The sequence below is a fragment of the Dysgonomonas mossii genome (assembly GCF_004569505.1).
In the GTDB taxonomy this organism is placed as follows: Bacteria; Bacteroidota; Bacteroidia; order Bacteroidales; family Dysgonomonadaceae; genus Dysgonomonas.
Genome location: NZ_SPPK01000002.1, coordinates 1063805 through 1085138, shown reverse-complemented (window position 1 = coordinate 1085138; position 21334 = coordinate 1063805). Strand labels below are relative to the sequence as shown.

19 protein-coding genes are annotated in these 21334 nt (G+C 36.2%); 8 read left to right on the top strand and 11 right to left on the bottom strand.

The window, feature by feature from the left end:
• Window positions 1–112: 112 nt before the first annotated feature.
• The 4 genes from nth to bamG all read right to left on the bottom strand — a co-directional run bounded on the left by nth (window position 113) and on the right by bamG (window position 5063).
• Window positions 113–751: an endonuclease III gene (gene nth, locus E4T88_RS09910; protein WP_135105270.1), complete on the bottom strand. Its 639-nt coding sequence runs from the start codon at window positions 749–751 to the stop codon at window positions 113–115.
• A 76-nt stretch (window positions 752–827) separates the two neighbouring features.
• Window positions 828–2954, bottom strand: a complete 2127-nt coding sequence (locus E4T88_RS09905) for a peptidylprolyl isomerase (RefSeq protein ID WP_135105269.1) — start codon at window positions 2952–2954, stop codon at window positions 828–830.
• A gap of 106 nt (window positions 2955–3060) precedes the next feature.
• Window positions 3061–3687: an LPS export ABC transporter periplasmic protein LptC gene (lptC, locus tag E4T88_RS09900; protein ID WP_228093850.1), complete on the bottom strand. Its 627-nt coding sequence runs from the start codon at window positions 3685–3687 to the stop codon at window positions 3061–3063.
• Between the two features lie 56 nt (window positions 3688–3743).
• The gene (gene bamG / locus E4T88_RS09895) at window positions 3744–5063 is read right to left on the bottom strand and encodes a BamG family beta-barrel-assembly machinery protein (RefSeq protein WP_135105267.1); all 1320 of its coding nucleotides are present in this window, start codon (window positions 5061–5063) and stop codon (window positions 3744–3746) included.
• Window positions 5064–5439: 376 nt separating this feature from the next.
• Here bamG and E4T88_RS09890 point away from each other — a divergent pair, with 376 nt between their 5' ends.
• Window positions 5440–6135, top strand: a complete 696-nt coding sequence (locus E4T88_RS09890) for an archaeosortase/exosortase family protein (protein WP_135105266.1) — start codon at window positions 5440–5442, stop codon at window positions 6133–6135.
• A gap of 13 nt (window positions 6136–6148) precedes the next feature.
• Here the strand turns inward: E4T88_RS09890 and E4T88_RS09885 are convergent, their stop codons facing one another.
• From E4T88_RS09885 to E4T88_RS09875, 3 genes are all read right to left on the bottom strand, one after another.
• Window positions 6149–7300 (bottom strand): glycosyltransferase family 2 protein, encoded by a 1152-nt coding sequence (locus E4T88_RS09885; protein WP_135105265.1) that lies wholly within the window; start codon window positions 7298–7300, stop codon window positions 6149–6151.
• Between the two features lie 90 nt (window positions 7301–7390).
• Window positions 7391–8548 carry a diaminopimelate decarboxylase gene (lysA, locus tag E4T88_RS09880; RefSeq protein WP_135105264.1) on the bottom strand — a complete coding sequence of 386 codons (1158 nt, stop codon included), beginning with the start codon at window positions 8546–8548 and terminating at the stop codon, window positions 7391–7393.
• 15 nt (window positions 8549–8563) lie between these two features.
• On the bottom strand, window positions 8564–9877 hold the full coding sequence (locus E4T88_RS09875; RefSeq protein WP_135105263.1) for an aspartate kinase: 1314 nt from the start codon (window positions 9875–9877) through the stop codon (window positions 8564–8566).
• 407 nt (window positions 9878–10284) lie between these two features.
• Here E4T88_RS09875 and E4T88_RS09870 point away from each other — a divergent pair, with 407 nt between their 5' ends.
• Both E4T88_RS09870 and E4T88_RS09865 read left to right on the top strand, forming a co-directional pair.
• Complete coding sequence (locus E4T88_RS09870; RefSeq protein ID WP_006842786.1) at window positions 10285–10794, top strand: peroxiredoxin family protein; 510 nt, start codon at window positions 10285–10287, stop codon at window positions 10792–10794.
• 91 nt (window positions 10795–10885) lie between these two features.
• Window positions 10886–11506 (top strand): EcsC family protein, encoded by a 621-nt coding sequence (locus E4T88_RS09865; RefSeq protein ID WP_135105262.1) that lies wholly within the window; start codon window positions 10886–10888, stop codon window positions 11504–11506.
• Between the two features lie 15 nt (window positions 11507–11521).
• Here the strand turns inward: E4T88_RS09865 and E4T88_RS09860 are convergent, their stop codons facing one another.
• Window positions 11522–12310 (bottom strand): cysteine hydrolase family protein, encoded by a 789-nt coding sequence (locus tag E4T88_RS09860; RefSeq protein ID WP_135105261.1) that lies wholly within the window; start codon window positions 12308–12310, stop codon window positions 11522–11524.
• Window positions 12311–12529: 219 nt separating this feature from the next.
• On the opposite strand from E4T88_RS09860, the gene E4T88_RS09855 reads away from it, so the two are divergent.
• The 4 genes from E4T88_RS09855 (at window position 12530) to E4T88_RS09840 (ending at window position 17642) form a co-directional block, all read left to right on the top strand.
• A complete protein-coding gene (locus tag E4T88_RS09855) occupies window positions 12530–13063 on the top strand; it encodes a hypothetical protein (protein ID WP_228093849.1) in 534 nt (177 codons plus the stop codon).
• Window positions 13064–13222: 159 nt separating this feature from the next.
• Window positions 13223–15076, top strand: a complete 1854-nt coding sequence (locus E4T88_RS09850; protein ID WP_135105259.1) for a DNA topoisomerase IV subunit B — start codon at window positions 13223–13225, stop codon at window positions 15074–15076.
• A gap of 9 nt (window positions 15077–15085) precedes the next feature.
• A complete protein-coding gene (purU, locus tag E4T88_RS09845) occupies window positions 15086–15949 on the top strand; it encodes a formyltetrahydrofolate deformylase (RefSeq protein ID WP_135105258.1) in 864 nt (287 codons plus the stop codon).
• Window positions 15950–16094: 145 nt separating this feature from the next.
• Entirely contained in the window at window positions 16095–17642 is a 1548-nt protein-coding gene (locus tag E4T88_RS09840) for a peptide MFS transporter (protein WP_135105257.1), read from the top strand.
• Window positions 17643–17718: 76 nt separating this feature from the next.
• On the opposite strand, the gene E4T88_RS09835 is transcribed toward E4T88_RS09840, so the two are convergent.
• Together E4T88_RS09835 and E4T88_RS09830 are read right to left on the bottom strand one after the other, a co-directional pair.
• Entirely contained in the window at window positions 17719–18204 is a 486-nt protein-coding gene (locus E4T88_RS09835; protein ID WP_135105256.1) for a hypothetical protein, read from the bottom strand.
• 8 nt (window positions 18205–18212) lie between these two features.
• Window positions 18213–19091: a helix-turn-helix transcriptional regulator gene (locus E4T88_RS09830; protein ID WP_135105255.1), complete on the bottom strand. Its 879-nt coding sequence runs from the start codon at window positions 19089–19091 to the stop codon at window positions 18213–18215.
• A 324-nt stretch (window positions 19092–19415) separates the two neighbouring features.
• Between E4T88_RS09830 and E4T88_RS09825 the strand changes: the two genes are divergently transcribed.
• Complete coding sequence (locus E4T88_RS09825) at window positions 19416–19991, top strand: superoxide dismutase (protein WP_185091201.1); 576 nt, start codon at window positions 19416–19418, stop codon at window positions 19989–19991.
• A 78-nt stretch (window positions 19992–20069) separates the two neighbouring features.
• Here the strand turns inward: E4T88_RS09825 and E4T88_RS09820 are convergent, their stop codons facing one another.
• Window positions 20070–21029 carry a DUF4421 domain-containing protein gene (locus E4T88_RS09820; RefSeq protein WP_135105254.1) on the bottom strand — a complete coding sequence of 320 codons (960 nt, stop codon included), beginning with the start codon at window positions 21027–21029 and terminating at the stop codon, window positions 20070–20072.
• Window positions 21030–21334: the final 305 nt, after the last annotated feature.

Genomic DNA, 21334 nt, shown 5'->3' with positions numbered 1-21334 from the left:
GCGGGTGCAAAGATATGCATTTTATTTATACATCTCCAAATATTTTAATGCCTTTTTTTCAAAATATTTTAACCGAAATATACAATCACCTTAAACAAAACTACTTAATTGATTATTGTTTTTTCGAGAAGTATTTGCAAAATGGCGTCAATCCACATTCTTCACATTTTGGCTTGCGAGCCAAGCATACATATCTGCCATGTAATATCAACCAATGATGTGCTTTCGATAAATATCGAGAAGGGATATATTTTATCAACTCCCGTTCTGTTTGAGCCGGATTTTTTGAATTATCAGTCAATCCTATCCTATTAGAGACTCTGAACACATGCGTATCAACAGGCATAGCCGGCTTATTAAAAGCGACTATAAGCATTACATTGGCAGTTTTGCGCCCAACCCCGGGTATTGACTCCAACTCCTCCAAAGTATCGGGAATTTGGCCGTTAAAATCAGCCATAACCTTCTTTGCCATCCCAACAAGATTCTTCGCCTTGTTATTGGGGTATGAAATGCTTTTGATATATTCATAAACATCATCCGGAGAAGATACAGCTAAAACCTCGGGGGTTGGGAATGCTTTAAAAAGCGCAGGAGTGACCATATTAACTCTCTTGTCGGTGCATTGAGCAGATAGAATAACTGCAATCAAAAGATGAAATGGGCTATCATAGTGGAGTTCGGTATCCACAACCGGCATATTTTTATCAAACCAGTCTATCACACGCTCGTATCGTTCTTTCTTTGTCATATAATAATTAGATAAAAACACAAAATCCCCTATAGTTATAACTATAAGGGATTTTTTATAATTTAAGTTTTAATAATTACCAGAATGCAACCCTGTTGTCTTTTACATTCATTTTTTCTTTCAGAACCAACATTGCCTGAGACATCAACTGATACATGTTGCTTTGACGTATCATTTGTTTTGACTGTGCCGGGTCGAATGTTGCTGTATTTTCAGTCTTACTTGTTACATCTATAACGTACACTCCCGATTTACCTTTCTTAGGAGCTTCCAGCTTGTTTACTTGCCCATGTTTTGCATATACGTTCAACAACGGCTCATAACCAACACCCGATATATTATTCGTTTGGAAAGTAACAAAGTTTACAGTATCAACTCTACCTGCTATAGCTTGAGCATATCCATCTAGTGAAGTCAAGTTTTTAGCTTTCAGATCAGCAATTATTTTTTCTGCCTTTTTATCATTAATCAATTCAGCTTTCAACATTGCTGAAACTTCTGATACTGGCATATAATCACCGCTTATTTCATTCTTAACTACAGCAATGATTCTCTTGTTTGTAAGATTATCAAATTTCTTCACAGACCCAACTTTATTATTGAAAGCCCAAGATATAACTTGACGAGAACCTGCGACCTGCCCCAATAACATATCAGACGGAGAAACAACTGCATTTGATATAATATTATATCCTTTAGTTAATGCAGCATTATCGAAATTCTGAACATTTCCATTTTCAGCAACAAATTGGTTCAACTCGTTATCTACCGAGTTTTGAGTCTTATCACTAACAATCACCGGCATTTGTATAAGTGCAATCTTAACTTTTGCAACAGGATTGGTTTTATCTTCAACACGTACGATTTGTGTCTGACCATTTATTGACACATTGAAAACATCGCCTTTAGCTGCTCCGAAGCATTTTTTGATCAAATCTCCACCGGCACTAGCCAAAGCCATTTCTGTAGCCCAGCCAATATTACCGCCATTTGATCCCGGCATCAACTCATTTGCTAGAGCAGAAAAATCTTTACCTCCTTTAATTACATTTAGCAAACTATCTGAAATATGAGTTGCAGTAGCCTGATCCAAGCCCTGAGGTAATGGAATCATCTGTAGTTTTACAGAGTCGGCAGCAGAAGTTCTGTCAACCAACTTATACATTATATATGATTGCTCGTTGCGTTCAGGTCCGTTTACTTGACCAATTGTAGCTGTTTGAGCAAATTCTTTCATATCTGCAGGTAAAGTATTTACCGAGATAAATGCATCTACATACTGATTGTTTGAATATTCATTAACAAGTAGTCCAGGATTATCTGTTGCTACAAATTTATCATGAATAGCATTGATTTCTTTTTCTACAGCAGCATAATCTTCATCACTCGGAACAACATCTTTTACAAAGTAAGAAATCTTACGTAATTCAGATTCAAGCTTAAAGTTGTTTTTACGTTGATCGTATAACGCTTTAATATCCTTATCTGTTACATCCTTAGCAACTAAAGAGTCTGCGATAGAAGTATATTTTTGTACAACATACGAGATGCTGGCTTGTGTCTTAGAATCATCAAAAGCCGATTTAGCTTCTGTGGCTGTAGGAATCACAATACCTGCAACTATAGCTGAATATTTTTCTTCGAGACGTTGATATTTCATCATATTCTGGATAAATGTCCAGATTTCTCTCCTTGCCTGAATTTCAGCTCTTTGATTCTCAGGTAAATTAGTATCATCCTGAGAGATAGTTTGTATGAACTGATTTAAAGCCGCTCTTTCGAATTGACCTGTTTGAGGATTAACGAAGAATGGTATCTGATGTAGTATCGGAGCTACGTTAGGCCCTGTAACCATATCATTCAATTCTTCTTTGGTCACATTTAAGCCAAGTTGAGCAGCCTGCTTGTCGAGAATAATCTCTTTCACCATTTGTTGGTAAACCATTTCGCGAATTTGCAAAGTAGCATTTTCGTCCAATGAGTTCTGTCCAGACATTATTTTCTGAAAATGTTCCCACTGCGCAATCCTATCTGCATACTGCTTAGTTGTAACAACTTCACCGTCTACAGTGAATGCTTTATCCTTACTTTTGTTTATAAAAGAAGATATTTCGCTCCAAGGGAGGACGAATGCCAATAGTCCGAGAGCGATAACTCCGATCAAGAGACTCGATTTGCTTCTAATTTTCTGTAAAGCAGCCATTTAAATAAATTATTATTTTATATTATTAGTTATTTTATTTACAATTTATAACTTTTTGCGCACGAAGATAATAAATTGAGATTGAATTTCATTCATAATTGAATAACTATTCTTTCTTTTCCTCATTGTTTTGATCATCTGCATTCGCTTCTTGATCTTCATTGTATGTTATTGGCGAGTCTTTCACATTCCAGAATCGATATTCTGTCATTTGTTGATTTGCCTCAAACCCACCCATACCGTGCAAAGTCATTTTATCAGGTCTAAAAACTTCTACATATTTCTTTGAATACACTTTCTGCTGACGCTGATCCCAAAATAATTCTTCGCTCTTAAAAGTTTCGTTAAGTCTATTACGAATTACCACATTCCCTTTCCATCTCCAGATTTTCCGGCTAGTATAATTCCAAGCCGAATCTGATTTTACTGTAGCGACAACATTAAAGACTGTATCCAATTGCTCGAAATAAAAACCATGAGGGAAAAACCAGTGAGGATCTTTTGCCCTATCGAATATTTCCCATGTTTTAGCAATCACTTTATATCGTATGAGCCCCGAATCGGATATTAACATGGTTACACTATCCGTATTCAAAGAGGGAACCTTATCAGCATCATAATGGAGGTCGACAGTACTCTTTACTTCTTCTTTACAGGATATAAAAAAGAAAGCCATAACAGATAAAAATACTGTTACAACCGATAGATTCTGTCGTGTCTTTAACTGTTGCATTTTAAAAACAAGTAGCCCCAATGTATTATTGAGGCTGAATATAGAGTTATATTTTGTTAGTCAATTTTCTTACGGAAGAACCAGAACTCATTAATATTCACATTTAGAGAAACTCCAAAATATTCTTCGGCAATCATGGTTTTAATCTGTGGCTTAATCTTCTTATATTCGAAGTTTAAATTAATATATGAAACCCTTCCTCCTAGATTATCCCTTATCGGGAAACCAAATCCAAGGGTTGCACCATATTCTTTATATCCTTCTACCTTTTTCGTAGAGGCTTCGGTTACATTCAAATAAGAATTACTATAGTTAAGCCCTCCTCTGAATTTTATTTTTTTGAAGAAACTTCTGTCATACGGATCAATCATATATTCGGCACCTACATTGTACCTCCATCTATTATTGAAACGTTCACTGTCGGACAGTTCATCTCCCATGAGTGAAGAGTATTTCACTCCATCCCATTTCTGGTAGGTAATATCAGCTCCTACAACAAGCCTTTCGTTACGTTTCCATGTAAATCCGGCTCCATATGTTTCAGGAAGACCTGCACTGATTCCATTCTGAGTAATGGTGTCACCGCTGGCAATACCTCCTGCTACATTCAGTTCATAATGATAATTTGTATAATCTGCTTTTGAGTTTATCTTAGGAGAATATACAGCACCGACTGTAAAGACATCTTTCTTCGAAACAGGGAATTCATATTGAACACCAATATCAAATTTAGCAGACTTCATAGACAGTTCGGTATAATCGGTAGAAGTATAACTATTTGTACCACTAGAGCCTACAGAAGGAAGACTTCTTGTATGATTCATCGTACCAAAAAGAAAAGACGCATTTGCTCCTACAGAGAACCCTTTCAATGGAGTAGAGTAACCTAGTCCTCCATAAACCTGGCTTAGGCCGCCCGATCCGGTGAACGATTTTGTATAAGTTACAGTAGTACCACCGCTTGCAGTCTCTGTTGATCCGAATTTATATCCTACAGAAGAAAAAGGAATAACTCCAAAACTCATACCAAGTCCCTTTTTGAGTGGTACTAAGATTGTGATATAATCCAATCCTCCGCTGTAATGAGAATCTGAATTTGTACCGTCACTAAGCTTACCCTTATTAAATGACACTCCCATATCAAATAAAAATGTAAGAGAGTCTACTCTCGAATACGAAGCCGGATTGAGAGGGTTTGCACTTTGGCTATTACGCAAACCATATCCGATGCCTCCCATCGCCTTAGACGCACCTACATACTGATCTCTCAGAACTCCATAACCATACCTACTGTAAGGGGAATTTGTTTGTGCCTCTATTAAGCATACCATAATAGCCGAAACGGCAAATAAAAGAAGTACTTTTCTCTTCAACATTATAAAATATAATATACAATTTATCTTTACTCTATCGGGGTATTATATCCCGATGAAAATTACATCTGTTCTTGTCAAACTATAATTCACCATTCTATAACAAAAAAACGAACACTTTATTATTTATAGAGGATAAATTATCTTGGATTTTTTATGGTTCGAAAGAAAATATACTATGAAAGTTAAAATATAAATATAGTATATGCCATAATTCTATAATCCAGTAACAAAGTCTCTTCAGATCTTAATCAAATTTGTGCAAAGTAAATTAAAAAAACTTAGTTAAGCGAGTTTTTAAACAAAATGTCATATTTTTTTTGCCTTAAAAAGGTTAATTATCCTTATTTTGATACCTTTGTGAGTGACTTGAAAAATAATGAGAATACGAGATAAAAACTTCATAAACAATAAGTATTATCAAAAACTAGAACCGTTTAAGGACATCATCTGGTTCTTGGCACTTTTCCTGATATTCGAATTCATATGGAAGCTTTTTGTCCATATAGGAGATGATGAAAAAATACTATTGGTATTGGGTAAAGACCTCACTCGATACACCGAAGGTTTTTGCTTATGGACTGCCGAAACAATTTTCTGGTTGATTCATGATGTTTTAGGCAATCATAATTTTTTCATCAATGGAACTGTACTTCAGTTTGAAGGCTCTATACCCATCGATATAGTTTGGGGCTGTACAGGCCTGAAACAACTATTCATGTTCACATTTATTCTCACATTTTACTTTGGACCGATAAAGAAGAAATTGTGGTATTTGCCCATGGCATTGCTTATTCTGTTGATTGTAAATATCCTTCGCCTTATTTTTATCTTCTATATTATAAAAGATCCATTTCCCGAATGGTTCATATCAGTAAACGAATGGTACAATAACCGTACATGGAGTAACACGAGAGAAAATTATTACCAGTTCTACAAAGACTGGTTCAATGTATTCCACCGCGATATATTCACATGGATATATTATGATGGTGTTATATTTATCCTCTGGCTTATATGGGAAGAAAAGATAAACAAGCCTTTCTCCAGACTGAAAGAAAAAATATCAAATTAACATCTTTACGATACTATTTGAATCGTCGCCCTCTGAAGCGCATATTATACAAAGGCTGAATAATATCCAGAAGCGGAAGAGAAAAATAGAATTTTCCCGAGAAAAAGTATTGAGAAGATTTGTTCAGGATGATCAGTTGAGTCGTTAATCTTAGCAAGAACAAGAAAACAGAAAGTCCGAGCAAAGCCCACTGGCTGAAAAATATACTATATACCACTAAGGCAATAAACAATAAATAAAAAGCACTACGGGTAATTGCTTCAAGCGAAAACAATGCCGTCACTCGCTTATTCAGATATGGACGTATAGAGCAAAACGATCTTTTTATTTGTCTCCACAGAGATAAGCCTTCTATATCTGTTTCCATAAAGCTATCTTGCACTAGAGAAACAGATGTATTTGACTCATCCATAATCCGGCTTATAAAGAGGTCTTCCCCACTCTCTATGTTCAATAGTGAAGCATATCCTTTATGATCAAAGAATAAATGCTTACGAAAAAGAAGATTGCGATAATTGCCTATATATGGTTTTTTATTGAATACAGAACATATACACTGCATACTAAATAGTAAGTTATCGAATCGAGCTAAGCGATTGAAGAACTTCTTGTTCTCTTTGAAGCACGAATACCCCAACACAACATCTTTATCGGAAGACAATTCATTCACCATCGAAGAAATCCAGTTCTTGGATACAGGCTTACAATAGGGCTCGGTAAAAAGCAGAATATCTCCCGTTGCGGCTTTAACACCTATCGTCAAAGCCAATTTACGCCTATCCATCTTTTTATCATTCGAATAAGGAAGATAGGTATGGTATAAATTAGGATAACGCAGCTCTAATGATCTTAACAAAACATCACTTTCATCGGTAGACCCGTTATTGACCACAATCACCTCATAATCAAAAAATTCTTGCTCTAATATAACAGGTAAGTTTTCCGACAAACTATCTACCTCATTCTCAGAGACAATAATCACCGACACTTTCTGCATAGGCTGAGTTGCTTTACCTGTATCCTCTGTCTCTTTTGTAGCCCGTCTATATGGCTTTCTATAATACAGGAAGTAATAAAGCAACTGTATTATAAATAAAAGAACAAAGACAGAGAACCCAACAATCTCAGTCAGATTAAATTCGAAAGATGATAGTATTTCAGTCATTCCTATAGTGTGTATTATGAAAGGCCTTTAAACGATACAAGAGTCATACCGTAGTACGACCCTTGAAACATTATATGATAACGTACATTATTAAATTTTATCAGAGAAATAAGATTTAGGGATATCTCTGCAATTGTATTGAGATGCCATTATTTCACCGTATGCTCCGGCAGAACGTAACACCAATAAATCTCCTCTTTTAGACTCGTTCAGTTCGTAGTCTTTTACAAACACATCCGATGATTCGCAAATAGGTCCTACAACGTCATACTTCTGTATGGGTAAGTCGGAAGATATATTTTCCACCTTATGGTACGCCTGATAAAGAGCCGGACGTATAAGGTCTGTCATACCTGCATCTACGATAACAAAAGTTTTGCTTTCGCCGTGTTTTACATAAGTAACTTTGGTCACCAACGAACCGCACTGAGCAACAATGGCTCTTCCCAATTCGAAGTGAACAACTTGGCCGTCTCTCAACTTTAGTCCTTTATGGAATAGCTCAAAGTAGCGTTGAAAATCAGAAATCGGATTTGCGTCCGGATCTTCATAATCGATACCAAAACCACCGCCGACATTTATATTTTCAAGCTTCATTCCTTTAGCTTCAAACAAGTCCTGTAGTTCGTTTATACGCTCACACAAAGGGTCGAATGTATGCACATCTTCGATTTGTGAACCTATATGAAAGTGAATTCCAATAAGTTTAAGATTCTTCAATGACTTAAGGACCTCGATTGCATTATCAAGGTGAGCCATACTGAATCCAAACTTATTTTCATTTAGCCCTGTAGTGATATATTCGTGAGTGTGCGCATCTACATTCGGATTGATACGAAGAGCTACTTGCGCTGTTTTACCTTTCTTGGCTGCCAACTCATTTAAAACAACGAGCTCAGGCATCGACTCTACATTAAAGCAGAAGATATTGAGGTCTAAGGCCAAATTTATTTCTTTATCGGTTTTCCCAACACCGGCAAAAACAATCTTCGACGCAGGAAACCCTGCTGTTATTGCTGCCTTCACTTCATTTCCGCTTACGCAATCGGCACCAAAGCCTTCTGAGGCGATCAATTCCAATATCCTGCGATTAGCGTTTGCTTTTATGGCATAGTGTTGAATAAATCCATATTTTTTAGTTTCTTCTTTTACGATTTTCAGTGTTCTTTTCAACAAGTCTGTATCGTAATAGTAAAAAGGTGTCTCTATACCTTTCAGTTTATCAACAGGAAAATTTCCTTTTGTCATTTGAAATTAGAAAAATTAATTAAACAATTTATCATTTAATATTTGAAGTGTTCTCTCTTTATCTTTTTTATATATAAGGAACGAAAAATTATATCTGCTACCTCCGTAAGACAACATTCTCACCGGAATTTCTTTCATGGCTCCCATAATATCTACCGATATACCCGAGTCTTGCGACTCCAGGTCTCCAATTACCGATACAATTACCATATCAGGATCTACTGATACAGTTCCATATTTTTTCAGATCATCTACAATGGCCTGAAGGTTACGGTCGTCATCGATTGTCAATGATACTCCTACCTCCGAGGTTGCTAACATATCGAGTGATGTCTGATAATTTTCGAAAACTTCTGCTATTTTACGCAAAAATCCGTGGGCAAGCAACATCTTCCCCGACTTTATCTTTATCGCAGTAATATTATCTCTTGCACCTACCGCCTTTATCACATTTGCCTCTGTCTTGTTAGATATAAGCGTACCTGCCGCATCAGGATATTGCGTATTCTTTAAGCGAACAGGAATATCAGCAAGTTTAGCAGGGAGAATACTTGATGGATGAAGTATCTTAGTCCCAAAGTATGCAAGTTCTGCCGCCTCATCAAAATTCAGCTGGCGGATAGGCGTTGTTGTTTTTACATAACGCGGGTCATTGTTTTGCATAGTGTCTACATCCGCCCAGATTTCTATCTCTTTGGCATTTGCAGCTACACCTATCAATGATGCACTGAAATCACTTCCACCCTTACGCAAGTCGTCTATTTCGCCATAAGCATTTTTACAAATATAGCCTTGTGTGATATACAAATCAGCACCTTTAGACTCTTCAAGCAATGCCGATAGTTTCTCTTTAATATATACAGGATCGGGAGTTGAGTTTTTATCTGTGCGCATAAACTCTAGCGCAGGGATCAATACAGCATTTACCTTCTTATCTAACAGATACAGATGGAATAGTTCGGAGCTTATCAATTCACCTTGAGCCAACACCACACGCTCTTCGAAGAGTGTGAACAAGTCTTTGGTAAATGTACGGATATAATCAAACTTGGAAGTCAAAAGCTCATGCGCCAGTTTTTTAGACTCTTCGTTATCGAAAAGAGAATCAACCAGTTCTACATATTGCTTTTCGAGCCCATTTATTATTTCTATTGCTCCTTCTTGGTTCTTTTTATATAGGTAATCGGATATCTCAGTCAAAGCTTCGGCCGTGCCACGCATAGAAGATAACACAACAATATTGCCATTATCCTTCACTACAATATCAGCCACTTCTTTTATTTTGTCAACAGTAGCTATAGATGCACTTCCAAATTTTTGAACTTTCATATTAGTACCTTATTTATAAATATTAGCCGTAACCAAGATGCAAAAGTACAAAAATTTTTGAGCCTTCATTTCAGATTTACACATATATTTACAATCAAGCTCTATTTTTATCAAAAAAATACACAATAGTCAATTTTAATTCAAAGCGATAGCTTAAAACAACTACCCCCCTATACAAACAAACAGGCAAGTATCTGATTATAAATAGATTAACATTATAAAACATCAAATTCCAGTTAATATATTTCTGTATTTAACAAAAAGACTTTACCTTTGCAGCCGAAAATCAAAACAAGGATATGCTAAGCGTAGTATAATTTGTTTTGTATCCCAAAAATTGGGAGAGCCATATTCTATTTCTGTGAGGCATTGGGATAAGGCTTTAGTGGTAACCAAATAATTATTTTATGAAGTATGCGAAGTATTTCTTGTTTGTAGGTATTGCTTTAATCGGCTTATCATCGAATACAACAAGAACTTCTGGGCTTTCTTCGGAAGGTATTTATCCGGGAAACCTGTTCCCTGATATCAAGAATTTAGAAAACAAATCAGGGACAAAAATGAACCTGTCTGATCTGAAAGGTCAAAAAATATTGGTGAATTTCTGGGCTGCTTATGACGCCCCTTCACACAAGGACAATGTACTTTTTGCAAATGTAATAGAGAACAAAAAGTATCCTGTGAGAATGGTGTCAGTATCTTTCGACAAGAATGAATCTGTATTTGAAAGAACGCTGACTATGGATCGCATAGATGCGAAGTATCAGTTTATAGCAAAAAACGATGCTTATTCAAGCTTATACGATCATTACCAATTGAGGAAAGGATTTAAGAATTACTTAATCGATGAAAACGGAGTAATTATGGCAATGAATCTTTCGCCCAACGATTTAGATCAGTTATTGAAAAAGAATTAATTGATTTCATTTATTATAAAGCGTTTCATTTCCAGAAAATGAGACGCTTTATTCTTTTTATTTTTATCTTGCAGCGTAAATCACAACAAGAATGGCAAAGCGACAAAATACACAAGTCAACAAAGGCATAATAGCAAAAACACTAGACTGGGCATACTCTAAAGCCGTAAGCGGATTTACCGGAGTAGACTCTGCGTACGATTTGGGCAATAGCTACCTCGCACAACAAGGGTCACTCGAAGCCCAGGTAGACTCCCTGATTAAATGGCAAGTAGCCAAAGCTGCAACAAGCGGTTTTGTGACAGGGCTGGGAGGAGTTATGATAATGCCGCTGACGGTGCCGGCTAATATAGCCAGCGTAATTTATGTTCAGATACGAATGATTGCAGCCATAGCATACATGGGAGGACACGATATTCGCGAAGACAGGGTAAAGTCGCTGATTTATATATGTATGGTAGGCAACGGAGCCAAAGAATTACTGAAAGATGTGAGCGTAAAAGCCGGAGAAAGGCTCACAGCCAAAATAGCAGAAAAAGTGAGTACCAGCATAGCAAGCAAAACAGGGGAAAAGAGTGTTACCTCCTTAGGTAAAGCCGTACCGGTATTGGGAGGCGTAGTAGGCGGTTCATACGATGCGATAACAACAAGAGTAGTAGGAAAAGTGGCCAAAAAGATTTTTATTGACAAACAAACTTCAGAAAAAGACTAAAACCAAGCTAAAGCATCACTCAAAAACATATTCTGTTGATAATATAAATCTTACCCCTTGCTTTTTTGCTTTATCAAAAATAGCCTTGGCATTCTCATTACCCGGATTTATCCAAGACATGCAATCTGTGAGAACAGTAACTTTCTTTGCCAACTCATCGTTTTCATCGAGAATATCATTCAAAGAGCTTGCAACACAATAGTCTGCCGCTTCACCCATCAACAACACTTCATCGAAAGCATTCAGTACCGATAACAGGGTTCTATTCAAGTGGGTTCCCACCTCATTCTCCCACTCTACTGCAGCTCTAAAAATACTATAATGCTCTGTTGATTGTGAATATCCTTTATAGAACAACTCATACGAATGTGCATTATCAATAGCCCACTGGGTCAGACTATCTGTCAATACCTTATTGATTGCCCATCCCTCTGTACCCAATATACAATGCATAGGCCATATGGTGCAAACACCTCCTTTAGCCTCCAGTTGCTCAAGATAAGGAAGCGCCTTTTCTTTATTAAATTGAGGAATCCAAACTCCTTTCCTGACATCAGAAGCGGTTATCGAAGAGAACAGAGCCGGACGATTTCCAAGCTCTCCTTTCCAATAACATTGATGCGCAATATGAATCGGCTGATGAGAATCCAATGTAAGTGCTATATAAGAGATTTGCTCCTGATTCTTTAATATAAAATCAGCCATACGTTTCACGTCGGCATCCGCACCTTTCACAAACAGTTCTCCTGTTGGTAAGGTAAAATCATTTTGGATATCAACACCCAGTATAGCTACTTTTTTCATAATCTCCTGTATTTGTTCAATATTATATTAGCTCTTACAAAGATACGACAAAAGGTAACAAAAGTAACACATATTACACAGTTTCTACCGTGTCACTTTGGGTAATTACAGATCAATTTTACCACACTAACGAAGGGGGTAACAACCTTTATCTAATTTAGATAAATATAATCAGGAATCATAAAAAATGCCGTATCTTCAAGCAATAAAATGGCTCTTATGCAAATACATATAAACAAGGGTGTTTTCTATTCATTTAAGATAAAAGACAGAAAACGATTAGAATCGGGCATTCTCCTGGTTGAAGGAGAAGATTGGATACTGATCAGCAGTATTTTTTCTGATTATATTGTGGATGGTTATATGCTCATTAATAAAAAGTATATAAAATCTATATACAGAACCGAAAAAGAGATGTTTACCGAAAAAGTACTGAAAGCCTCTGATAAAACCGACATTGTACCATACATAGATATACCTCACTTATCGATAGACTCTCTTTTCAAATGGATTGAAGACAAACATATTGTTTTTCAGATAGACAACAGGGATGAGAACCAATGCTGGATAGGTAAAATATTAGACTCGACCAAGAAATCCATATTCCTTACACCGCTTACGCCTAAAGGAGAATGGGACAGGTCTTTATATTACGCTTTTCGCAAAGCCAATGTTCGTATCATTTCTTTCAATAGTGATTATATCAATTCACTAATGGCATATAACAAAAAATATGTTGAAGAGAGTGAATGATAACCTAAAATAATAAAAGATGAAGCTTAACAAATAATACACAGACTAAATACTTATTAAATAAAAAATAAGATGAAATGGGGAAATTTAAGACTTTTTGTTCCCAATTTTTTTTTATATTTTTACACCGCATTTACTTAAAGAGTACCAAAAGATTATATGGAAGAAGAAAAGATTGTACTACCCGAAATAAATTATTCTGACGATGATATAAAAACCCTCGACTGGCAGGAACATATCCGCCGTCGTCCGGGTATGTATATAGGAAAGTTAGGTGATGGTTCATCTGCCGATGATGGTATATATGTACTTCTCAAAGAGGTGCTGGATAACTCCATTGACGAATATATGATGGGATTTGGCAAAAACATCGATGTTTCTATCACCGACGGTGTTGTCAAAGTACGCGACCACGGACGTGGTGTGCCATTGGGAAAAGTAAAAGACGTTTCTTCGAGAATGAATACCGGTGCTAAATACGATTCTAAAGCTTTTAAGAAGTCTGTCGGATTGAATGGCGTTGGTATAAAGGCCGTAAATGCATTGTCTTCTTTTTTCCTTATCCAAAGTTATCGTGATGGTCAAACAACTTCTGTTGAATACTGTAGAGCTATTGTAGAAAAGGAAGAAGCAATACACCCTACAAATGATGAGAATGGTACTCTTATCGAATTTATTCCGGATCCTACAATTTTCACAGGATACGCCTTTAGGGATGACTATGTAGAAAGCCTTCTTAAAAACTATGTATTCCTCAATACAGGGTTAACAATAACATATAACGGAAAGAAATTCCACTCCAAAAATGGTCTTGTAGATTTGCTTAATGAGTATATGACTTCCGAGCCTTTATACCCTATCATCCACATGAAGGAGGCAGATATAGAGGTCGTGATCACACATACAGATCAGTATGGAGAAGAATATTACTCATTTGTGAATGGACAGCATACAACACAAGGGGGAACACACCAGTCGGCTTTTCGCGAATCACTTTCTCGTGTGATAAAAGAATTCTATAACAAGAATTTCGATTATGCCGATATCCGTAGCGGAATAGTTGCGGCAATTAGTGTAAAAGTAGAAGAACCGGTTTTTGAGTCGCAAACAAAGACTAAGCTCGGATCTAAAGATATGGGGCCCGGAGGTCCTTCTGTCCAGAAATTTATCGGTGATTTCTTAAAGAAAGAACTGGATAACTATTTGCACAAGCATGCGGATACTTCAGAAGCTTTATTGAAAAAAATTCTGGAATCGGAAAAAGAGCGTAAAGCTATTGCCGGCGTAACAAAACTGGCTCGCGAACGTGCAAAAAAAGCAAACCTGCACAATAAGAAGTTACGTGACTGCCGTATACATTACAGTGATGCCAAAGGAGACAATCTGGAAGAAACAAGCATATTTATCACCGAGGGAGACTCTGCGAGTGGATCGATTACAAAAAGCCGCAATCCTAATCTGCAAGCTGTATTCAGCCTGCGAGGTAAACCACTAAACAGCTTTGGGCTAACAAAGAAGATCGTCTACGAAAATGAAGAGTTCAACCTTCTACAGGCTGCTTTGAATATCGAAGACGGATTGGATGGATTACGCTACAACAAAATAATTATTGCAACCGATGCCGACACCGACGGGATGCATATACGCTTGTTGTTACTCACATTTTTCTTACAGTTCTTCCCCGATCTAATAAAGAAAAACCATGTATATATTCTTCAAACACCACTCTTCCGTGTACGTAACAAGAAAGAGACAATCTATTGCTATACAGAAGAAGAGCGACTGAATGCAATCAAAAAACTGGGTTCGAATCCGGAGATAACACGATTTAAAGGATTAGGGGAAATATCTCCCGATGAATTCGTTCATTTCATAGGAAAAGATATTCGCCTCGACCGTGTATCAATGAAAAAAGAAGACTCGGTAAGCAACATGCTCAACTTCTATATGGGCAAGAATACACCCGAAAGACAAGAGTTTATTATCGACAATCTTGTAATCGAAGAAGATTAACATCATTATATGAATAACAACGCACACGCAATTATCCTTATTTCATCGCCCGATCGTCCGGGACTGGTAGCCGCAGTTACCGACTTTATCAATATAAACGGTGGAAATATCATCAATCTGGAGCAGCATGTAGATAAACAGGAAAATACGTTCTTTATGCGTATAGAATGGGATCTCTCAAACTTCATTATTCCGAAGGAGAAAATAAGTGACTACTTCCAAACCCTATATGCGAACAAGTATAACATGACATTCAGGTTATACTTTAACGACCATACACCGCGTATGGCCGTTTTTGTTTCCAAAATGTCGCATTGCCTTTTTGATATACTGGCTCGCTACACAGCCGGAGAATGGAAAGTAGAGATACCTCTCATCATCAGCAATCACGAAGACCTACGTTGGGTAGCAGAACGCTTTGGCATTGAATATCATGTACTAAAGCTCAACAAAGACAATAAGGACGAAATAGAAGCAAAACAACTCGTTCTCTTAGAAGAAAAGAAGATCGACTTTATTGTTTTAGCTCGCTATATGCAGATACTGACCGATAAGTTTATTGAGTCATATCCGAATAAAATAATCAATATACATCATTCCTTTTTACCCGCATTTGTAGGTGCAAGACCATATCATGCGGCTTACGAACGAGGAGTAAAAATAATAGGGGCTACAAGCCATTATGTAACAACCGAGCTTGATGCGGGACCGATTATAGAACAAGATATTACACGTATCACTCACCGTGATAGTGTTGAAAATCTGGTACGCAAAGGTCAGGACTTGGAAAAGATTGTACTCTCTCATGCCATAGAAAGTCACCTGAAACGGCGCATATTGGTATATAAAAATAAGACTATCTTATTCTCATAAAGTACAAATATTCTGGCGTTTTATGTTATTTAATATACTATGGCTAGAAGATTTTAAACTATGTTTGGTTATATTTGTACTGCTTTAAGTTTAGTCCACTCAAAATCTATAAAAATATAATAATATTAATCTTAAATACGATCGTATGTTTAAAAATCATCCTAAAGGTTTAATAGCTGCATCATTATCAAATATGGGAGAGCGTTTCGGCTTCTATATTATGATGGCTATATTAACTCTGTTCCTGATGTCGAAGTTCGGATTAGACAAAACACATGCAGGGATAATTTATTCTGTATTTTATTTCTGTATCTATGCTTTTGCACTTATTGGAGGGCTTATAGCCGATAAAACCAAAAAGTATAAAAGTACAATTCAGGTAGGTATAGTATTAATGGCAATCGGTTATATGATCATTGCAATCCCTACCCCAACACCTGTATCTAGTTTTTGGCCATTCATTATCCTTACTTGTTTCGGGCTGTTTGTGATAGCCTTCGGAAATGGTTTATTCAAAGGAAACTTACAGGCATTAGTAGGGCAAATGTATGATAACCCACAATATGGGAAAATGCGGGATTCCGGTTTTTCTCTATTTTATATGTTTATCAATGTCGGTGCTATCTTTGCTCCGCTAATTGCTGTAGGCATAAGAAATTGGTGGTTAAAAATCAATGGCTTTTCATACAATTCAGACCTACCGGCTCTTTGCCACCAACATTTAGAAGGATCACTTTCCGGCGAAGCTGCAACCCGATTAAGCACATTGGCTCCTCAGGTTAGCTTAAACGGAGCACCGACCGATCTAACTACATTTGCTAACGAATACCTAAACGTATTCAACACAGGATTCCATTATGCATTTGGTATTGCTATTGTAGCGATGTTAATTTCGTTTACGATATATTCAATCAACAAAAAACGATTCCCAGATCCGGCGTTAAAAGTAAAAGCCGCAAGCACATCAGCTGATGCCCCTGTAGAAAAAGAAATGGACTCTAACGAAGTTAAACAACGTTTATATGCCTTATTCGCAGTATTTGCTGTTGTTATATTCTTTTGGTTCTCATTCCATCAAAATGGTCTTACGCTTACATATTTTGCAAATGATTATACCGATCTGAGTAAGATGAACCTAAACCTCTTTGGCTTGGTTACATTAGAAGGTGCTGAATTGTTCCAATCATTCAACCCTTTGTTTGTAGTATTCCTTACACCTGTTGTATTAGCTATATTTGGATGGCTAAGAGCTAGAGGAAAAGAACCTTCTGCACCCAAAAAGATTGCGATAGGTATGGGTATTGCTGCTTTAGCTTATGTTGTAATGACTATTGGATCATTAGATCTACCTGCAAACTCAGTAGTAAAGGCAATGGGCGGCCTGGCAGACTCGGGACGGGTAACTCCATTCCTTTTGATAGGGACTTATTTAATATTAACGATTGCTGAATTATTCATCAGTCCTTTAGGCATTTCATTTGTATCTAAAGTAGCACCTCCTCAATATCAAGGTATCATGCAAGGTTGTTGGTTAGGAGCTACAGCTTTAGGCAACCAATTGTTATTTATTGGTGCAATATTATACGAAAACATACCTATCTGGGCTACATGGGTTGTATTTGTTGCCGCTTGTTCTATATCAATGTTTACGATGCTATTTATACTGAAATGGCTTGAACGTATAACAAAGTAAGAATTATAATTATATATAAACAATAACCCCGATCATAGCTAATATAATCGGGGTTATTATTTATATCGTAACAGTTTTATTCTATTTCTTTTCCATCAATCTCAGGAGTAGTCTCAATCAAGTCTGTCTTATTTTCTTTCTTACTTCGAAAAACAACAACCAGATAAATTATCGACAAGATAGAAGTGGCACACAACAAATATACGCCACTCCCCGCTCCCGGCAGTTTGTAGAACAAGTTCAGAGAAACAATGAAAGCAAATATGCTTGTTATTAGTAAAAGGACTCTTGCCGTTTTTTGTCTTAGCATAATCCAAAAACCAATTGTAATTACACTAAACAAAGGCACTAAATACACCACATGGGTACTATATACCCACTCTTTATTCTTGGAAAAGAACTTAATAAAGTTGGTAGCCTTCGTTATCTTTTTTTGTAAATCGGGCACATCCCACCCTACAATTTTAACACCCCACTTATCGAGCCAGGGAAGAAAGAAAGCTATAATAAAAAGCAGAGCAAAAATAAGCTCAAACGATAAATACCTGTTTTTCTTTTCCATACGATTCTCTATAATTCAATTTCATCGGCTGAAATATAGCCATGTGTTATACAATAGAAGATAAGTCCCGAAACTGTTTTTATTCCCAGCTTAGCTGTTATATTTTTTCTGTGCGAAAGCACTGTGTTCAAACTTATATTTAATTTATCTGCCACCTCTTTATTTAAAAAGCCTAATGCAATAAGACGAAGGACATCCAGTTCTCGTTCAGACAGAGGCTGCCTTTTGTTATCACGCGTAATGCGTCCGCTAACAAAAAGTTCTTGCAGATCTTCAATTCCCGATTCGGACAATTCGTCAATCATTGGTTTCAGCACCTTTTCTCTTATGCGATTATGCTTCTCCAGATCTTTCTGAAAGCTGTCTATTGTAAATATAACAGCATAACACATATTCTCATTAAAATTACCCGATATATGCTTTATTATAATGCTCTTGAGATCGGTCAACAAGGCAAGAGGAGCATCTCCATTTACCATTCCCTGCTCTATCTGAACCATTAATTCCTCTTTAAATTCGGAGAACAGCCTGCTGATGAGTTTCATCTGGGCATTGTTGGGATCGCTCATACCGATGAAAGCTTTCAGATGCTTCTCAAAGTTGTATAACTGCCCATGAATCAGATACGCGTCTGTCTGCTTCAAATACTTAATGACAAGCTGAATATCGAACTTCTGAAGCTTCTTTTGAGGAAAATAATCTTCGTTAAGAAAAGTATTCAGTATTACAAGAAAAAATTCTGTATTTACTCCAACCGAATCGCATATCTCGCCTATACTTTTATCACCAAGTCCGAGCTTGATTCCAAAACGATTAACAACAGGTATCAACTGATGATTATCTTCTATTACTTCCGATAAAATGGATGATGATTCTAAAAAAAGCATAACTTTAGGTTTTCATTTTTTCCGTAAGCAAAAGTACAGATTAATTCTGAAAACATATTTCTATTTTATACCAGTAATTTTATATTAAACCTATTATTACTCAATGCTTATAGATTTTAACAATAATCTGTTAAAAACAATCGATAGCAAATCTAGAGTTCTGTAATAAACAAATACGGAGGACAATTGTTTACATATTATATACAACGATAAAGAACACTATATATGAAAAAGATTTTATTTACGTGTATAATGCTCTCAGGACTGATAATCAGCTCTGTAAACGCACAAAATATAAATAATAACAATCAAAAAACAAGAACTATGAAATTTGAATTACCAAAGTTGCCGTATGCAACAAATGCTCTAGAACCTGTAATTGGTCAACAAACAATTGAATTACATTATGGTAAACACCTTCAGACTTATATTACAAATCTGAACAATCTGATTCAAGGTACTAAGTTTGAAAATGCAGACCTAGAAACAATCGTAAAAGAAAGCGATGGAGCTATCTTTAACAATGCCGGCCAGACATTGAACCACAACATATATTTCCTTTCATTCAGCCCTAACGGTGGCGGCGAACCTAAAGGTAAACTTGCCGAAGCGATCAATGCTGAGTGGGGATCTTTCGAAAACTTCAAGAAAGAATTTGTAACAGCCGGTACAGGAGTATTTGGTTCAGGATGGGTATGGCTTGCAAAAGATAATGCAGGAAAGCTACAAATAACAAAAGAACCTAATGCAGGAAATCCGATTACAAAAGGATTAACTCCACTATTGGGCTTTGACGTATGGGAACATGCATATTACCTAGACTATCAAAACCGTCGCGCAGACCATCTTGCTGAACTTTGGAAGATTATCGACTGGAATGCAGTAGAAGCTCGCTATTAAGAAAAAAACAACTTTTAGATATTATAAAAAAGCTCCTTAACAATAAGGAGTTTTTTTTATATATTATAGTTTCAGATATTAATTGATATATTTTATTTTCTTCACAAATTTAGGAGCAACACTAAATCGTTTAGTGTAGCTCATCTGCATAGTTCCCGTATTTAAAGTCATTTTCAACAGCTTAGAATTAGCAACATATATCTGATTCACAACCACAGACAAACCAATAGACCAATCCTCCGAATTGTACCCCATAGATATACGAGGAAATACGGATGGGGAGATTTCAACTTTTTTGAAAGAGCTCAGATTCTCCGTTCCTATATTGAGGCCCACTGAAACTCCTCCCGATAAATAGAAGTTTTTACTGATTATCCAATTATAAACATATCCTCCACTAACACTCAATTGATAGTTTCTTAATCTCTTATATTGGTTTAGCTGTAATGTACTATCAGAGCGTACTTGATTGTAGTATATTCCTCCACCCAATTGCCAGCTTCCGGAAGATTTGAGTTGCTTTTCACTTTGGTTAAATGCTGCTTTATAAGAAAATTTCTTATTATTGAATACATATTGCCCAAACACTCCATATTGAATGATACTTATATCGGGATACAGAGTAAATACCTCATCATTTTGCTCAGTATAAAAACCTTTATATCGTTGAAAAAAAACATCAGCGATAAATTTTCTTCCATAGTAATGATATTGAAAGTCAAATATCGCCGTCTTTCCGCGATCCTTATCGCGCATAAATCCAAACCCATACCCCCCACTTATAGAATAATTTTTGTACGTGATGCCTAGTCCCAAACTCACAGGACTATTGGGCATATAGGTTATTTCATTATTATCATCTATCTCATGAGTTAGTGAAGTATATTTATAATATACATGAGGTTTCACAGACAGCTCATGTTCATACGGTTGAATATATGTACTATCTACCTGAGCCCGGATTATAAAAGGAGTTAATAAAAATATTAGAAGAAATATAAATTTACAATACTTTAAAATTCTAACAATAAGAAACATTTAATAAGTTTTATTCGGCAAATTACGTAATATAAACGATCCTACTACCAGAAAAGTATATAAGTTAATGTTTTTAGTTAATTATAAGAAAGGTGTAGATATTAAATCTCCGTATTCTAATAGGTAAATAGAAGAATACGGAGTCAAATTGAAAAGGTTGGAAAGTCCGACTATTATAGATATTCTTCTCAATTCTCACTTTGAATAATTAATTTTTTTGAATAAATTATTTTGATGAGTAAGGGTACTACTGCGATCAGTTAATACATAGTATAGAATACCTGAATTTCATTCTCCAGTTTTTT

What these genes read in the sequence shown, in the direction of transcription:
- nth (WP_135105270.1), bottom strand. Translation starts at nt 751, where the DNA reads ATGACAAAGAAAGAACGATACGAGCGTGTGATAGACTGGTTTGATAAA.
- E4T88_RS09905 (WP_135105269.1), bottom strand. Translation starts at nt 2,954, where the DNA reads ATGGCTGCTTTACAGAAAATTAGAAGCAAATCGAGTCTCTTGATCGGA.
- lptC (WP_228093850.1), bottom strand. Translation starts at nt 3,687, where the DNA reads ATGCAACAGTTAAAGACACGACAGAATCTATCGGTTGTAACAGTATTT.
- bamG (WP_135105267.1), bottom strand. Translation starts at nt 5,063, where the DNA reads ATGTTGAAGAGAAAAGTACTTCTTTTATTTGCCGTTTCGGCTATTATG.
- E4T88_RS09890 (WP_135105266.1), top strand. Translation starts at nt 5,440, where the DNA reads ATGAGAATACGAGATAAAAACTTCATAAACAATAAGTATTATCAAAAA.
- E4T88_RS09885 (WP_135105265.1), bottom strand. Translation starts at nt 7,300, where the DNA reads ATGACTGAAATACTATCATCTTTCGAATTTAATCTGACTGAGATTGTT.
- lysA (WP_135105264.1), bottom strand. Translation starts at nt 8,548, where the DNA reads ATGACAAAAGGAAATTTTCCTGTTGATAAACTGAAAGGTATAGAGACA.
- E4T88_RS09875 (WP_135105263.1), bottom strand. Translation starts at nt 9,877, where the DNA reads ATGAAAGTTCAAAAATTTGGAAGTGCATCTATAGCTACTGTTGACAAA.
- E4T88_RS09870 (WP_006842786.1), top strand. Translation starts at nt 10,285, where the DNA reads ATGAAGTATGCGAAGTATTTCTTGTTTGTAGGTATTGCTTTAATCGGC.
- E4T88_RS09865 (WP_135105262.1), top strand. Translation starts at nt 10,886, where the DNA reads ATGGCAAAGCGACAAAATACACAAGTCAACAAAGGCATAATAGCAAAA.
- E4T88_RS09860 (WP_135105261.1), bottom strand. Translation starts at nt 12,310, where the DNA reads ATGAAAAAAGTAGCTATACTGGGTGTTGATATCCAAAATGATTTTACC.
- E4T88_RS09855 (WP_228093849.1), top strand. Translation starts at nt 12,530, where the DNA reads ATGCAAATACATATAAACAAGGGTGTTTTCTATTCATTTAAGATAAAA.
- E4T88_RS09850 (WP_135105259.1), top strand. Translation starts at nt 13,223, where the DNA reads ATGGAAGAAGAAAAGATTGTACTACCCGAAATAAATTATTCTGACGAT.
- purU (WP_135105258.1), top strand. Translation starts at nt 15,086, where the DNA reads ATGAATAACAACGCACACGCAATTATCCTTATTTCATCGCCCGATCGT.
- E4T88_RS09840 (WP_135105257.1), top strand. Translation starts at nt 16,095, where the DNA reads ATGTTTAAAAATCATCCTAAAGGTTTAATAGCTGCATCATTATCAAAT.
- E4T88_RS09835 (WP_135105256.1), bottom strand. Translation starts at nt 18,204, where the DNA reads ATGGAAAAGAAAAACAGGTATTTATCGTTTGAGCTTATTTTTGCTCTG.
- E4T88_RS09830 (WP_135105255.1), bottom strand. Translation starts at nt 19,091, where the DNA reads ATGCTTTTTTTAGAATCATCATCCATTTTATCGGAAGTAATAGAAGAT.
- E4T88_RS09825 (WP_185091201.1), top strand. Translation starts at nt 19,416, where the DNA reads ATGAAATTTGAATTACCAAAGTTGCCGTATGCAACAAATGCTCTAGAA.
- E4T88_RS09820 (WP_135105254.1), bottom strand. Translation starts at nt 21,029, where the DNA reads ATGTTTCTTATTGTTAGAATTTTAAAGTATTGTAAATTTATATTTCTT.